Genomic DNA, 15,253 nt, shown 5'->3' on the forward strand with positions numbered 1-15,253 from the left:
TCAAGCCTGCTTGGCCAATCGGCCGTGCCGCAGGATCAGCCTGCGCAGGCGCCGCTGTCCCTCCGCTGCCATCGTGTCAAAGTAGTCGGCCGCCGAAAGCAGGGCGGGCAGCGTGCGCGCCGCCTGCTCGGGCTGGTGCGCAGCCAACCCCAGCGCATGCTCGCGGTCAAAGCGCGGGCCCCAGACGAGGGCCAGCAGTTCCTCGTGCGGCTGCGGCACCCCGTGGAACAAGGCGGGTCCGACTTCGCGCAGGCCCTGCGTCAGGCGCTGCAGGCTGGTGTGGTGGCCAGGCATGGCGTGGCCTCAGCCCCGATGGCGCATCCAGCCGCGGCGCTTGGTCATCATCTCGCGCACCTGGGATTGCTGCTCGGGCTTCAGGCTGTCGTAGAAGTCGCCCATGGCGGCAATCACCTCGGGGCTGCCGGTCTGCACCGCGCGCACCTTGGCATCCACCAGCGCCTGCGCCGCAACCCGGTCAAATTGCGGGCCTGCGACCAGGGCTTGCAGTGCCTCGCGCGGCCGGGCGGCGTCGCCCAAGAAGGCCTTGCGCTGGGCCTGCAGCGTGTCGGCCAAGCGTTCGAGCTTTTGCTTTTGTGCCGTGTCGAGTTCCAGCTTGCTGCCCACGCGCTCGAGCATCTTGCCGCGCATCTCGGTGATGTTTTGCTCGTCCATCTGGCCATGGCGCCAGCCGTGGCCGCTGGAGCAGGCCGACAGGCTGCCCACCAGCAGCGACGCGCCAAGCATGCCAAACAGGGTTCTTTTGATCCAGGGTTTCATGGGAGTGTCCTCTTCAACAAGGGTGTAAAACGAAACCCTATGGTGCGCGGCGGACACCCGCGCGTCATCTCGGGGCGGTTTCGGTTTATTTCGCTTTGTATCCAGTGACCTCGTCCAGCCCGCCTGTCGATAATCAAGGGCGCCATGGGGCCTTACCCCTCGGAGCCTGTACTGTGATTTTTTCGTTAAATCGGCCTTTAGCGCTTACCCCATAAGCGTTATCAGCTATCAATCAAAGAGCAAACCTTTTGTCTGCCGCGCATTTCGTATTGAAAGAAGTCTTTGGCTACGAAGCCTTTCGTGGCCCGCAAGAGGCCATCGTGGCGCATGTGGTGGCGGGCGGCGACGCGCTGGTTCTCATGCCGACCGGCGGAGGCAAAAGCCTGTGCTACCAGGTGCCGGCCATCGTGCGCCAGCAGCAGGGCCGCGGCGTGGCCATCGTCGTCTCGCCGCTGATTGCGCTGATGCACGACCAGGTCGGCGCGCTGCACGAGGCCGGGGTCGATGCCGCCTTCCTCAACTCCAGCCTGGGCTACGACGAGGCGCAAGACGTGGAACTGCGCCTGCAGACCGGCGGCATCACCCTGCTGTACGCCGCGCCCGAGCGGCTCAACACGCCGCGTTTTCTGGGCTTGCTGGACGACTTGTACAACCAAGGCAAGCTGAGCCTGTTCGCCATCGATGAGGCGCACTGCGTGAGCCAGTGGGGCCACGACTTTCGCCCCGAGTACCGCGCGCTGACCGTGCTGCACGAGCGCTTTCCCGGCGTGCCGCGCATTGCGCTCACCGCCACCGCCGATGCGCTCACACGCGAGGACATCGTCGAGCGCCTGCAGCTGCAAGAGGCGCGCCTTTTTATCAGCAGCTTTGACCGGCCCAACATCCGTTACCGCATCGAGGAAAAGAAGGATGTGACCACGCAGTTGCTGCGCTTCATTGAGCGCGAGCACGCGGGCGAAGCGGGTGTCGTCTATTGCCAGTCCCGCAAACGCGTGGACGAGCTGGCCGCCACGCTGGCAAGCGCGGGCGTCAACGCCCTGCCCTACCACGCCGGGCTGGACGGCGCGGTGCGCAAGAAACACCAGGACCGCTTTCTGCGCGAAGAGGGCATCGTCATGGTCGCCACCATTGCCTTTGGCATGGGCATCGACAAACCCGACGTGCGCTTTGTGGCGCACGTGGACATGCCCAAGAACATCGAGGGCTACTACCAGGAAACCGGCCGCGCCGGCCGCGACGGCCTGCCCGCCGATGCGTGGATGGCCTACGGTCTGGCCGACGTCGTGAACCAGCGCCGCATGATCGACGAAAGCCCGGCGGGTGCCGAATTCAAGGCCGCACTGCGCGGCAAGCTCGACGCCCTGCTGGCTCTGGCCGAAGCCACCGACTGTCGGCGCGTGCGGCTGCTGGCGTACTTTGATGAAGCGTCGGAACCGTGCGGAAATTGCGACAACTGCATTTCTCCGCCTGCAGTGTGGGACGCGACCGACGCGGCCCGCAAGCTGCTATCGACCATCTACCGCGTGCAGCAGGCCAGCCACATTGGCTTTGGCGCCGGCCACTTGATGGACGTGCTGCGCGGCAGAGCCACCGACAAAGTGGCCCAGTTTGGCCACGAAAAGCTCAGCACCTTTGGCTTGGGCGCCGACCTGTCAGAGCAGCAACTGCGCGGCGTGCTGCGCCAGCTCGTCGCTACTGGCGCGGTGGGACTGGAGAAGGTGCACCTGGACAACGGCCACAGCTTTGACACCCTGGCGCTCACCGACGCCTCGCGCTCGGTGCTGCGCGGCGAAGTGCCGGTGCGCCTGCGCGAGACCGTGGCCGCCGCCCCACGCGAACGCAAACGCCGCCGCAGCCCGGCAGGTACCTTGCCGCCGGCCGCCGCTGCGCTGGACCAGGCGGCCCAGGTGCGCTTTATCAACCTCAAGGCCTGGCGCGCTGAAGTGGCAAAGGAGCACGGCCTGCCCGCCTATGTGATCTTCCACGACGCCACGCTTGCAGCCATTGCCGAGCGCTGCCCGACGACGCTTGACGATTTGCAGGGGATCAGCGGCATGGGAGCGAAGAAGCTGGAGGCGTATGGGGGGATGTGCTGCGGGTGTGTGGCACCACGGCCTGAAGCCCCCCGGTCAGAAGCGCTTGGCAACACTCAAGATGACGGCCGTGCGGTCAAGGCGGCGCGAAACCCCGTTGCCATCTGTTGCCACAAAGAGCTCACGCTCACGCGCTTTGGCACCGGCGATTTCGGCGCCAAAGACAAAGCCCCAGCGCGTGTGCTCGATGCCCAGCCGGTAGTCCACGGTGTTCATGGCGCTGAAGTTGCGCACAAACTGCCAACCCAGGTGGCCGATGAGCTTGGTCGTGCCGTTGAGGGGGTAGGCCACATCAAAGTCCAGCAACTGCGTGCCGCGCGAGTGCTTGAACCCTGCGCCATAGCAGTTCATCGCCGCGCCGGGGTCGCCCCCGGCCATCATTGCGGGCAGGTAACCGGCGCACACGGTAGAGGTGTTGAGGCCCCGAAAGTCCTTGCTGGCCACGTACAGGTAGCGCGCGGTGAAGATGCCGTAGCCCAATTCGCCCAGCAGGTAGCTGGTGTTGAAGTTGGTGGTGGCCATACCCAGCGGGTTCATCTGCTCATCGAACCCCGTGGGGGCCTCGACACGGGCGCGGGGAAACCATTCTCGCGCCACGGCGGCGCCGTAGTGCAGGCCTTCGGGGTTGCCGCCGCGCCAACCGAGTGCCAGTGTGGGGTTGAGCCGGTTGCTGTTGGGGAAAGTCACCTTGCTGACGGATGCCAGCTGGAAGTGGGCGAGCAGACCGGACTCGTGCACGGCATCCACCGTCAACTCGGCGCCAGGGCGGTTGAAGGTGTCGGACACGCCGCGTGTCTTGCGGTCGCTGGAGAGCTTGACCTCCGTGTCGATGGCATACGACTGGATTTCGGGTTCATCCGCCGCGGGGGCAGACGCACGCTGGGCGAAGGCTGCACCCGACATACTGGCGCAAAGGGCGCCAATGGCCAGCGTGGTACGGGTGGCGGATGCCATGGGACGTGAACGGAACATAGGGGTGTCTCCTCAGATGGATTTGGTTTTTTGTGGTGTGGATCAGTGCGCTTTGCAGCCGCTTGGCACGGTGTCGGTGCGGGTCATTTCTTCGGTCTCGCCCAGCATCTCGGTGCCGATGTAGGCACGCACGGCGAGCACCTTGCCGTCATGCTTGACGCGGATGGCGCCCCTGTAGTTTTTCTTGTCGCGCGGGTCGTGCACCCAGCCCTGGCGCCAGGCCTCGCCGTCAAACGTTTGCAGCTTGGCGATGCGCACGCCACAGGTGTCTTCGGGGGTACCGGCGTCCTTGTCCCACACGATCTGGCCGCACAGCGCCGCAGGGGCATCGGCGCAGGGCTTGAACTCGATCACCGCCGCCTTGTCGGCACTCAGCCACAGGCCCTGGGCGTCTTGCGGGCTGGCGCTGTAGGCTGGCACAGCGGCCAATAGCAGGGTAAGCAGGGTAGATAGGGAAAGGGCATGGCGCGGCATCAAGGTCTCCTGGGGTGGGGTGAAAGGCGCAAGGCTCAGGGCGCAGGGGGGAACACGGGCCAGTGGTCCACCACCTGGCCGCCCGACACCACGACGATGGCGCCGAACTGCTGCAGCAGTGCTTCGCTCTTTTGCGGGCGAAAGAACACGGTATCGCCAGGCACCAGCGCCTGGCGGCCCGAGCCCACCATGACCTGCTGGTTGGGCGAGAGACCATAAAGACCACTGGTTGCAAGCCCCGCAGGCGAGACCGCGTCGGCGCGCCACTGGCCGCCATACAGGAACACGCCGTGGCGCTGGTTGCGGTCCCACCACTGGGCGGCGCTGCCGATCCACTCGACGCCCGTGGGCAGCTGGAAGGCGCCGCTCTTGAGCACCGGCGTGGCGATGAAGCAGGCGGGCTCACAGGCATCCAGATGCGGCAGATCGAATTCGGCCGGCTTGACGAAGGCCGAGCCCACGCTGACCTCGTTGGCTGCACCCTGGCCGTCGTACATGTGGAAGGTGGGCGACCCGGCGGCGTTCCAGGTCAGCGCGGCGGCCTGTTCACGCGCGGCGGGCAAGGCCGCCAGGGCCTGGGCCTTGTAGCTGTCGTACACCTTTCGGGCGTGCGCCGCAGCGGCGGAGCGTGCGCCCGGCAGATCGGGGATTTCCGTGACATGCGGGTCGTATCCCATCATTCCCGAGAACTCCAGCAAGGGCTCTGATTTCACAATGGACAGGGCCTTTTCGAGCGCTTGCGCGTCAGCGAATCCGCCGCGATGCAAGCCCACATCGATCTCCAGGTTGACGCGCAGCTTGTGGCCCAGCGCGCGGGCCAGTTGCTGGTATTGGATGAGCCGCTCGGGCGTGTCCACCAGCCACTGCAACTGGCGGCTGGGGTCAAACGCACCGCCCCGAAACTTTTGGTAGAAGACCTGCGCCACGCCCGTCGGCATGGGCTTGCCCAGCAACAGGTCAAACTGGGGTCGCTCGGCAGTTTGCAGCTGCAGATACGGCAGGTTGAACACCATCTGGCGCGTGCTTTGCGTTTGCTGGGCGATCAAATCGAGCAGCGCAAAGCACGGCAGCGACTTGGCGACCACGCGCAGCGCGACGGCCGGACTTTTGAGTGCCATGACCTTGCGGAGATTGGCTTGCACCCGGTCGCGGTCGATCACCATCACCGGCGTGGTCGCGTCGGTGGCGGCATCGGACGCCCGCAGGGCACGCGCCAGCTCGGAAAAGTAGGGCCCGTGCGGCGCACCGGTCTCGCCTGGACGCAGGGCCAATGCGGCGAGGGCGGCCGCGCCGGTACCGGCCAGCAACAAGCGGCGACGGGATGTTTTCATGCAGTCTCTCCAAACAGTTTGCGCAGGTGGGCGTTCAAGAAGCGGCCTTGCGGATCCAGCTCGCGCCGCAGGGCAAGAAAATCGCCCCAGCGCGGGTACAGCGCGACCAGTTGCGCCGCACCCAGGTCGTGCAACTTGCCCCAGTGCGGGCGGCCCTGGTATTTGCGAAAGATCGGCCCGATCTCGGACGTCAAGTAGTCGTACGGTTCGCCCACCGCCGCGTGCACGGCAATCGAACAACTCGCGCGCTGGTAGAACGGGCTGAGCCACGCCGCCTCGTCGGCGGCGACAAAGCGGAACTCCATCGGGAAGTACACGTCGTTGCGCTTCTCCAGCGCGGCGATCACTTCCTTGGCGCAGGCAACACCCGCTTCTTGCGGTACGTGGTACTCGGTTTCGTTGAAGCGCGTCGGCCGCTGGGTGGCCAGCAGGCGCCAGGCACGGTTCTTGGCTTCTTCCTTCTGCTCAGAATCGATGGCCCAGCCCGCCACCTTGCGCCGTAAGCTCGGGAAGTACCCGAGCCAATCGCGCAGGCGGCGCAGGTCGCGCAGCACGTCTTCGTCGGCGGCGTGCGGCATGAGCACCTGGCCGCTGGTGTCAATGTCGTGCGCAATGCCCGCGGCGTAACCGGTAAAGGGCAGGTAATAGAACTCGAAGTTGCGGTGCTTGCGGGCAAGTTCCGGGGCCCGCTCCAGGAGCTGCATCGCAGGCTCCAGCCACACGCGGCGGTGCAGGCTGTAGGCCGGAACCACCCGCACCCGCGCTTGCGTGATGACGCCCAGGCTCCCCAGCGACACACGCGCTGCGGCCAGCAGATCGGGGCGCTGCTGCGCATTGCATTCGATGACCTCGCCGCGCGCCGTCACCAGGCGCAGGCCCACCACATCGGCATGCAGGGCCGGCAGTTGCATGCCGGTGCCGTGGGTCGCGGTGCTGATGGCACCGGCGTAGCTTTGCACATCGACATCCGGCAGGTTGCGCAGCGCAAGGCCCGCCGCATCCAGCAGGCGCGAGGCCGTGGCCAGGCGCGTGCCGCCCTGCACCAGCACCGTGTCCTTGCCCGGCGCCATCTCGCCCACCCCGGAGAGCTGGTCCAGCGACACCAGCCATTGGTCCGTGGGCACCAGGGCCGTAAACGAATGTCCGGCGCCCACGCACCGCACCGGGCCGGTCGGTGCATCGCGCAGCGCCTGGGCCAGCGCAGCCTCGTCGCGGGGCACCAGAAAGCGCTTGGGCTGGCATTGCTGAATGCCCGACCAGTTCTGCCAGCGCGCCGGGGCGCCGCCAGCGGCTGGCGCACTGCCAGGGGACGATGGGATGGTTGTCGGTCCGGTGGCGGCCACTGGCGCGGCCGCACGGACCGCCGGGGCCAACGCGGCACCCAGCGCAACGCCGGTGCTGGCACGCAACAAGGACCGGCGAGCTGCGCTGCCAAGCAAACGGGGCGCGGCAGCAGTGCGGGGTGGTTTGTGCAATGGCATATTCGTTTGTTTCAGTGGTCGTGGGCCATAAAAACCACCAGCGCGCGCAGCTCTTCTGTCGTGCAATCGGCGCATTGCCCGCCCGGCGGCATGCTGCCCAGTCCTTGCTGCGCGTTTCGCACCAGGGTCTCCATGCCCTTCTCCAGGCGTGCTTTCCAGGCGGGTGCAAAGCCGGTGAGCGGTGCATTGGCGGCAATCCGGCTATGGCAGACCATGCATGAGCGCTCGTACTTTTCAGCCAACGCGGCCGATTGGGGCCGCAGCTGCTCAGCACGGGCCTCATCTTGCGGACCAGGCTCAGCAGGCTGCTGGCAGGCGGTGAGGGCGCTGAGCGCCGCCAAAGTGACGCCGCACCAGAATGGCGAAAAGGCAGTGATACTCTGCGGCGAAATCGATGGCCTGGATTGCGTTTTCGTCATATCACTGTTTCTTTCGAAAACAATGATCTCAAATAAAACGTTGTTTTTTTATGGGGATTCCCCGAATGGACAATACCGCCGTGTCGCGGGAGCCAATGGACGGCTGCGAGCAGCCGAGCACAATAGGCAGCATGAAGTCCGACACCCGCAAGGCCCGCACCGCACCACCACCGAAAGCCAAGGCCGCGCAGCTGCCTACCGATCTCGACCGCACTGCACGCCCACGTCCAAGCCTGCGCGACAAGGAGCAGCAGGCACGTCGCCAGTTGTTGCTGGCAGCCGCACGCCGTCTGCTGCGCAAAGGGGGTGCACAGGCCGTGACCATGCGCGCCGTGGCCGACGACGTAGGGGTCTCCACCACGGTGGTTTATGGCTTTTTCTCCGACAAGGCTGCACTGGTTGCACAGGCCGTCGATGGCGACCTCAAGCGCTTCGCGCGCCATCTGAAGCAGGCGGTCGATGAGGCCAGTAGCCCTGCAGACGCACTGCACCGTGTGGCCCAGGCCTACGTGGCGTTTGGCCTGGCACATCCACAGTCCTATCGCGTGATGTTCATGGAACCCCGCCCGCCATCGGCTGTAGAGGATTCGTCGATTGAGTTCGGCAACCCAAGCGAAGACGCCTATGCACTGGCCCGTGCGCTGGTTGAAGGTTTGCTGGCTGGGGAGGTGCTATCGGCTGACGAGAGCACCATTGAAATGGCCGCGCAGATGTTCTGGGAGATGGTGCACGGCATCACGTCGCTGCGTATCAGTTCGGGCGACGATCCATGGTTTCACCGCCTACCTGTGGTCGAACACGCCGAACGGATGGTTCGGGTGTTCATCGCCGGCCTGCTGCATGAAGTCGGGCCACCCCTATCGGCCAAGTGATCACGCCGAGGTCGCCCGCGAACACGGGCTACCCGCCTATTTGATCTTCCACGACACCCACGTGGCGGCGATTGCCGAGTGCTGACCCGTGACGCTGCGGGATTTGGGGTGATTCATGACATGGCGACGCAATGGGGGATGCGCTCAAGTGCTGCAGGCGTGGAGGTGCGGGAAGGACGCCCGCATCCGAAGCACGATTCAGTGCAGCCATGAAATCAGCTCGCATAGCGCCTGGTTCGCATCGTGTCCGCGCTGGGCATGGACACAGAGCGGGCCTTTGAAGAAAGCAAGGAACTCGTGTGCCGAGGAGGCAACTGCGCATCACCCACGGTGATCACTAGCGGAGCATAGTTGTCTTCCCGTTGGAGCCGTACGGTCTGAAACTTCGACAAACCCGGCAAGACAAGGAGACATCATGAAGATTTCGCATTGGTTGTGTGCTTTGGCGCTCACCCTCCCATTCGCAGCCCCTGTTTCTGCGCAGGACTGGCCAACCAAGCCCATTCAGGTCATCGTGCCTTTCCCGCCAGGTTCGGTTGACGCCAAGGCACGCGTGATCACCGAAGCGATGTCGAAGATACTGGGTCAACCATTGGTCATCATCAACAAGCCAGGTGCTGGCATGCTCCTCGGAACCGAGCAAATGGTTCATTCGGCCCCTGATGGCTACACCATCGGGGTCGCAGTTCAGGCCAGCACCTGGATCAGCCCGCTCATCGAGTCCAGCGCCAAATACTCGGCCAGCGACATGACCATGCTCGGCATCGCATACGGGGCGCCGGCGGTTCTTGTCGCTGGACCGAAGTCGGAGCTGCGCTCGGTCCAAGACCTGATGCGTGCTGCACGCGCGCATCCTGGCAAGCTGAACTTTGCCGCGCCCACCGGCGGCTCCATCTTTCGCATTACGTTCGAGATGCTGAAGACATTGACTGGCATCGATGTCACCTTCGTCCCATACCGCGGCCTGGCGCTCGCACTCAAGGACATCATGGGTGGTCAGGTGGAGGTCGGTTTCGCTGACACCAGCTCCCTGCCCTTGTTTCAATCAGGCCAATTGCGCCCGCTTGCAGTGACGGCACTCAAGCGTTGGCCACAAATGCCAGACGTTCCAACCTTCCATGAGTTGGGTATTCCCCTCGAAACACAAACATGGCTTGGCTTTGCTGCGCCGCGCGGATTGCCGCCCGCAGTCGAGAAGCGACTGACCTCTGCTTTGGCGGAGGCACTGCAAAAGCCCGAGGTGCGCGCGGCCATTGAGGCAAATGGTGTGGCATCCATGGCGACCGACCCCAGTCCGCAGGCAATGCAACAGCGTATCGATCGCGAGTTGGCCGAATTCAAGAAGAACGTCAAACCAGGCACGATCACGTTTAACTAAATGCAGCCGCACAGTTCAATGTGACAAGCACGCGGGGCCATGGGTAGCAACCGGCTCACCACCCAACGTGCGGCAACGCACACCCACCCATTCATTTCAAGCGAGGCACGTATGGAATTCGAAACACTGAAATACGAGAAGAACGAAGCCGGCTATGCCGTGGTCACGTTCAACCGACCGGAGCGACTGAACGCCTTCAGCCGGAAACTCAACGAAGAGATGGATCTGGCCATCCACGACGTCCTCACCGACGACGCCGTCAAGGTGATGATCATCACGGGTGGGCCGCGCGCCGACGGACGCCCCTGCTTCAGCGCCGGCGGTGACCTCAAGGACGACACCCAGGGCATTCCCCGCTGGGACTACCCCGACCATGTCGGCCCGTTGCAGCGCAAAGAGGACAAGCTGTTCAAGGCGAACACGGCGGCTGGCCGGCTCTGGTACAAGCGTCCACGGCTCATCTCGCCCAAGTACACGAACCTGCTCTGGTCGCCGAAGATCGTCATTGCGGCCGTTGACGGCATCGCCACCGCAGGTGGCCTCGAGATGGCTCTCGCCTGCGACATCATCATCGCGTCCGAGACAGCGCAATTCACCGACTCCCACGTCAAGAACCTGAAGATCGCCATCGGCAAAGGCTCGGTGACCACCGGACTGGCCCGGCGCGTCGGCTACAACAAGGCCCTGGAGCTGTGCCTGCTGGGCGAGTTCATCGACGGCAAGGAAGCGTACCGGATCGGCCTGGCCAACCGGGTTACCGCACCGGAGAAGCTGATGGAAGAGGCCCGCGCCATGGCCACCAAGATCGCCGGCATGCGCCAGGAGGCCGTTCAGGTGACCAAACTGGCATGCCGTACGGCCGAGGACTCGAACCTGAATGACTCCTGGGCCAACGCCGACGAGTTGCTCGAGTGGATGACGTCCGACCCCAATTACCAAGGGCTGCAATCGGTCACATCGGAGTGGGCCAGCAAGAAGAAGTGATGCGCTTGCACGTTCCCTGAAAAAAGGCCCGAACCGATCACCGGATCGGGCTTTTTTTTGGCGTCTCCGGCGTCAAAGGGCCGAGGCGGCCGTTCTGCGTGCATACCGGTGGTAATCGGAGGTGGCTCACAGTTGCCTAGCGGATGCGGGCCGCAGGTTCCAATATTTGCACCAAGCCGTCTTTTTGCGGCGCGAAGGAGACACAAGCATGCTCACGCAATTGAAATGGGTCTGTACGGCGCTGTTGTTGGGCCTTGCGCCGCTGGTGCAAGCGCAGGACTGGCCGACCAAGCCGATCCAGGTCATCGTGCCCTTCCCTCCGGGGTCGGTCGATGCAAAGGTGCGCATCGTCACCGAAGAGATGTCCAAGATACTTGGCCAACCGCTTGTCATGATCAACAAGCCTGGTGCTGGCATGCTTATCGGCACCGAACAAATGGTTCGTTCGACCCCCGATGGCTACACGATCGGAGTGGCTCTCCAGGCCAGTACCTGGATCAGCCCGCTCATCGAGACAAACGCCACCTACTCAGCAAGCGACATGACCATGCTCGGCGTCGCATACGAAGCCCCGATGGTTCTTGTCGCAGGACCGAAGACGGAAATACGCTCCGTACAAGACCTGTTGAGCGCTGCACGCGCGAGCCCCGGCAAGTTGAACTTTGCTGCGCCCACCGGCGGCTCCATCTTTCGCATTACGTTCGAGATGCTGAAGACATTGACTGGCATCAACGTCGCCTTCGTGCCATACCGCGGCCTGGCGCTCGCACTCAAGGACATCATGGGTGGTCAGGTCGAGGTCGGTTTTGCAGACACCGGCTCGCTGCCCTTGTTTCAATCCGGCCAGCTGCGACCTCTTGCCGTGACGTCTCTCAAACGCTGGCCGCAGCTGCCGGACGTGCCGTCCCTCCATGAATTGGGCATTCCCCTCGAATCGAAGCCGTGGGTTGGCTTCGCGGCGCCCAAGGGCTTGGCACCCGCAGTCGAGAAGCGGCTGACCTCCGCTTTGGCGGAGGCGGTTCGCAAGCCCGAGGTGCGCTCGGCGCTCGAGGCGAACGGTTTGGCATCCATGGTGGCCGATCCAAGTTCGCAGGCCATGCGCCAGCGTATTGATGGCGAGATTGCCGAATTCAAAAAGAACGTCAAACCAGGCACGATCACTTTTAATTAGTGTCCTGAGGTGGACGTTCTCAAACCCAATATTTCGACGCTCGAAAGAATTTCTTCGGTGGTCTTGGCCGAGAGCAATGGCTTGGGCAACGCCTCCCTTCTTTCACTTCAAGCGAGTCAGACATGGAATTCGAAACACTGAAATACGAGAAGAACGAAGCCGGCTATGCCGTGGTCACGTTCAACCGACCGGAGCGACTGAACGCCTTCAGCCGGAAACTCAACGAAGAGATGGATCTGGCCATCCACGACGTCCTCACCGACGACGCCGTCAAGGTGATGATCATCACGGGTGGGCCGCGCGCCGACGGACGCCCCTGCTTCAGCGCCGGTGGCGATCTCAAGGACGACACCCAGGGCATCCCCCGCTGGGACTACCCCGACCATGTCGGCCCGTTGCAGCGCAAAGAGGACAAACTGTTCAAGGCGAACACGGCGGCTGGCCGGCTCTGGTACAAGCGCCCACGGCTCATCTCGCCCAAGTACACGAACCTGCTCTGGTCGCCGAAGATCGTCATTGCGGCCGTTGACGGCATCGCCACCGCAGGTGGCCTCGAGATGGCTCTCGCCTGCGACATCATCATCGCGTCCGAGACAGCGCAATTCACCGACTCCCACGTCAAGAACCTGAAGATCGCCATCAGCAAAGGCTCGGTGACCACCGGACTGGCCCGGCGCGTCGGCTACAACAAGGCCCTGGAACTGTGCCTGTTGGGCGAGTTCATCGACGGCAAGGAAGCGTACCGGATCGGCCTGGCCAACCGGGTTACCGCACCGGAGAAGCTGATGGAAGAGGCCCGCGCCATGGCCACCAAGATCGCCGGCATGCGCCAGGAGGCCGTTCAGGTGACCAAGCTGGCATGCCGCACGGCCGAGGACTCGAACCTGAATGACTCCTGGGCCAACGCCGACGAGTTGCTCGAGTGGATGAAGGGCGACCCCAATTACCAAGGGCTGCAATCGGTCACATCGGAGTGGGCCAGCAAAAAGAAGTGATGCGCTTGCGCGCTTCCTGAAAAACCCGAACCGAGGATCGGTTCGGGTTTTTTATTGTCTACGCCTAAAGGCCAGGTCTTCGAAAGCCTGACAAGGCGCCATGCGCTTGCATCGGCACGGGATCGCCGAGGTGGCGATCCCGAACTCGCAATACCGGCGGTAATCGGAGATGGTTCACAGTTGCCTTCCCGTTGCGCTCTGCACGTCTCAATATTCCCATCAGACCGCTATGGATGGCGGCGCAAAGGAGATGCAGGCATGATGAAACTTTGGAAATGGATTGGTGCGGCGCTAACGATAGGCCTTGCGTCATTTGTGCATGCACAGGATTGGCCGAACAAGCCAATTCAAGTCATCGTGCCCTTCCCTCCAGGATCGGTGGACGCAAAGGCGCGGATCGTCACCGATCGGGTGTCCAAGATCCTTGGCCAGCCACTGGTCATCCTGAACAAGCCGGGCGCCGGCATGCGGATCGGCACCGAGCAACTCTTGCGCTCGCCGGCCGATGGTTACACCCTCGAAGTCGTGGTTCAGGCCGTGGCCTGGATGGGCCCCCTGCTTGATCCTGCCGTGACCTACCAGCCGCTGACCGACATGACAATGCTTGCGCTGGCCTACGAGAATCCGATGATCCTCGTCGCCAACCAAGACAGCGGCATCAAGAGCGTCGACGATCTGCTGCAGACTGCTCGCACGCACCCTGGCAAACTCAACTGGGCCGGTCCCGCAGGGGCGTCCGGCTATCGGGTCTGGTTCGAGGTCTTCAAGGGCATGACGGGTCTCGACGTCACCTACGTGCCCTATCGCGGCCTCACGCCCGCGCTCACCAATGTGGCCGGCGGCTTTGCACAAGTTGCCTTTGCCGACTACTCGTCGATGCCACTCATACTCGACGGAAAGTTGCGCCCTTTGGCGGTCACCGGCCCGGCACGGTCTGCGCAATTGCCCAACGTTCCTACGCTGAAGGAGTTGGGCATCGGATTCGAGGCGACGCAGTGGCTCGGTTTCGTTGCACCCGCAGGTCTTCCACAAGCGGTCGAGTCGCGTCTCGTGAAGGCCTTCGCCATGGCACTCAAGGATCCGCCGACGCGTGCAGCGATCGAATCCGATGGCGCGCAAGTGATTCTCGATTCGAGCCCGAGCGCCATGCGCGGTCGCATCACGAGCGAAATGGCGCAGTTCCGCAAGAACGTGAAGCCTGGCGCCATCAAGATTGATTAGGGCCTGTTAACTGAACGACCGTGGCCATCCATAGCTCGCCATTCACCAGCGCCCGCCCTTGGCTGAGAACGACGACGGTCTGTGCAGCCCGTGCGTGCCTCGCACCCAAAGCCAATCAACAACACAGGGAGAGCCGGTCCGATGAGCAATAGACAAAACAAGTACAGACTCCGAAATCACTGGGGTGGAGCATGAGTATGATGGACCTGTTCAGATTGGACGGCCAGGTGGCGCTCGTGACTGGCGGCTCACGCGGACTCGGCCTGCAGCTCGCCGTGGGCCTGGGCGACGCGGGCTGCAGGATCGCCATCGCCGCCCGCAAGGCCGATGAGTTGGCAGCCGCCGAATCGCTGCTGCGATCGCGCGGCATCGAGGCCGTTGGCGTCATCTGCGATCTGCGCCAGCCCACCGCAATACCCGCGCTGGTCGAATCGGTGATCCAGCGCCTGGGACCCATCGACGTGCTCGTCAACAACGCGGGGACCATTTGGTCGGCGCCGGCCGAGGAGCACCCGGACGAAGGCTGGTACAAGGTGATGCAGCTGAACGTGGACGCGCCTTTCTTCCTCGCCCGCGAGGTGGCGCGGCGCTGCATGATCCCGCGCGGCCACGGAAAGATCGTGAACATCGGCTCGGTGGCGGGACTCAAGGGCACGCAGGCCGGTGTGCACACCGTGGCCTACAACACGTCCAAGGCCGCGTTGTTGAACCTTACCCGTACGCTGGCCTGCGAATGGGGGCCCTACGGCATCCATGTCAACGCCCTGTGTCCAGGCCTGTTTCCGACGCAGGAGGAGGGGCGCAGCGTGCTGGGCCACGTCCGGGAGCAAGTCAGGGCGCGCACGCCGCTGCAGCGCCTGGGTGGGGACGAGGATCTCAAAGGCGCCATCATCTTCTTCGCCAGCAAAGCGTCCTCGCATGTCACCGGGCAGGTTCTGGTGGTGGACGGCGGAGAGTCGGCGCAGTGAGCCTGCGCGTGCGCGCAGCCGGCGCCGGGATGGGGTAGCTTGACCCGGTACGCTGGACACGTTGCGCAGGCTCTCGATAGAACCAGAGAAGCTTTGGACGGGGGCTTGCGAGGCTCC

14 protein-coding genes and 1 pseudogene are annotated in these 15,253 nt (G+C 63.8%); 8 read left to right on the forward strand and 7 right to left on the reverse strand.

Annotated elements, in window-relative coordinates:
- Together C6571_RS06585 and C6571_RS06590 are read right to left on the reverse strand one after the other, a co-directional pair.
- Nucleotides 1–294, reverse strand: coding sequence for a hypothetical protein (locus tag C6571_RS06585; RefSeq protein ID WP_106445981.1), 294 nt, complete (start codon nt 292–294; stop codon nt 1–3).
- A 9-nt stretch (nt 295–303) separates the two neighbouring features.
- Nucleotides 304–777 carry a Spy/CpxP family protein refolding chaperone gene (locus tag C6571_RS06590; protein ID WP_106445982.1) on the reverse strand — a complete coding sequence of 158 codons (474 nt, stop codon included), beginning with the start codon at nt 775–777 and terminating at the stop codon, nt 304–306.
- A gap of 248 nt (nt 778–1,025) precedes the next feature.
- Between C6571_RS06590 and recQ the strand changes: the two are divergent.
- Nucleotides 1,026–2,896 (forward strand): annotated as a pseudogene (gene recQ / locus C6571_RS06595) (DNA helicase RecQ).
- A gap of 10 nt (nt 2,897–2,906) precedes the next feature.
- Here the strand turns inward: recQ and C6571_RS06600 are convergent.
- The 5 genes from C6571_RS06600 to C6571_RS06620 are packed head-to-tail and all read right to left on the reverse strand — an operon-like array spanning nt 2,907 to nt 7,547.
- Nucleotides 2,907–3,842 carry a TorF family putative porin gene (locus C6571_RS06600; protein ID WP_106448086.1) on the reverse strand — a complete coding sequence of 312 codons (936 nt, stop codon included), beginning with the start codon at nt 3,840–3,842 and terminating at the stop codon, nt 2,907–2,909.
- Between the two features lie 42 nt (nt 3,843–3,884).
- Nucleotides 3,885–4,316 carry a DUF2147 domain-containing protein gene (locus C6571_RS06605; RefSeq protein ID WP_106445983.1) on the reverse strand — a complete coding sequence of 144 codons (432 nt, stop codon included), beginning with the start codon at nt 4,314–4,316 and terminating at the stop codon, nt 3,885–3,887.
- Nucleotides 4,317–4,351: 35 nt separating this feature from the next.
- Nucleotides 4,352–5,647: an alanine racemase gene (locus tag C6571_RS06610; RefSeq protein WP_106445984.1), complete on the reverse strand. Its 1,296-nt coding sequence runs from the start codon at nt 5,645–5,647 to the stop codon at nt 4,352–4,354.
- Entirely contained in the window at nt 5,644–7,128 is a 1,485-nt protein-coding gene (locus tag C6571_RS06615) for a D-arabinono-1,4-lactone oxidase (RefSeq protein ID WP_106445985.1), read from the reverse strand. The genes C6571_RS06610 and C6571_RS06615 overlap by 4 nt, the downstream gene beginning before the upstream one ends.
- A gap of 11 nt (nt 7,129–7,139) precedes the next feature.
- Nucleotides 7,140–7,547, reverse strand: a complete 408-nt coding sequence (locus tag C6571_RS06620; RefSeq protein WP_106445986.1) for a c-type cytochrome — start codon at nt 7,545–7,547, stop codon at nt 7,140–7,142.
- Between the two features lie 65 nt (nt 7,548–7,612).
- On the opposite strand from C6571_RS06620, the gene C6571_RS06625 reads away from it, so the two are divergent.
- The 7 genes from C6571_RS06625 (at nt 7,613) to C6571_RS06655 (ending at nt 15,136) form a co-directional block, all read left to right on the forward strand.
- Nucleotides 7,613–8,419 (forward strand): TetR/AcrR family transcriptional regulator, encoded by an 807-nt coding sequence (locus C6571_RS06625; protein WP_170094692.1) that lies wholly within the window; start codon nt 7,613–7,615, stop codon nt 8,417–8,419.
- 553 nt (nt 8,420–8,972) lie between these two features.
- Nucleotides 8,973–9,797 carry a tripartite tricarboxylate transporter substrate binding protein gene (locus tag C6571_RS06630; RefSeq protein ID WP_170094694.1) on the forward strand — a complete coding sequence of 275 codons (825 nt, stop codon included), beginning with the start codon at nt 8,973–8,975 and terminating at the stop codon, nt 9,795–9,797.
- Between the two features lie 39 nt (nt 9,798–9,836).
- Complete coding sequence (locus tag C6571_RS06635; protein WP_106445989.1) at nt 9,837–10,781, forward strand: enoyl-CoA hydratase/isomerase family protein; 945 nt, start codon at nt 9,837–9,839, stop codon at nt 10,779–10,781.
- Nucleotides 10,782–10,989: 208 nt separating this feature from the next.
- Nucleotides 10,990–11,952 (forward strand): Bug family tripartite tricarboxylate transporter substrate binding protein, encoded by a 963-nt coding sequence (locus tag C6571_RS06640; RefSeq protein WP_106445990.1) that lies wholly within the window; start codon nt 10,990–10,992, stop codon nt 11,950–11,952.
- 122 nt (nt 11,953–12,074) lie between these two features.
- Nucleotides 12,075–12,947, forward strand: a complete 873-nt coding sequence (locus C6571_RS06645; protein WP_106445991.1) for an enoyl-CoA hydratase/isomerase family protein — start codon at nt 12,075–12,077, stop codon at nt 12,945–12,947.
- A gap of 258 nt (nt 12,948–13,205) precedes the next feature.
- Nucleotides 13,206–14,168 carry a Bug family tripartite tricarboxylate transporter substrate binding protein gene (locus tag C6571_RS06650; protein ID WP_106445992.1) on the forward strand — a complete coding sequence of 321 codons (963 nt, stop codon included), beginning with the start codon at nt 13,206–13,208 and terminating at the stop codon, nt 14,166–14,168.
- A gap of 191 nt (nt 14,169–14,359) precedes the next feature.
- Entirely contained in the window at nt 14,360–15,136 is a 777-nt protein-coding gene (locus tag C6571_RS06655; RefSeq protein ID WP_106445993.1) for an SDR family oxidoreductase, read from the forward strand.
- Nucleotides 15,137–15,253 lie beyond the last annotated feature (117 nt).

Origin of the sequence: Simplicispira suum (assembly GCF_003008595.1) — a bacterium.
Lineage (GTDB): Bacteria > Pseudomonadota > Gammaproteobacteria > Burkholderiales > Burkholderiaceae_C > Simplicispira > Simplicispira suum.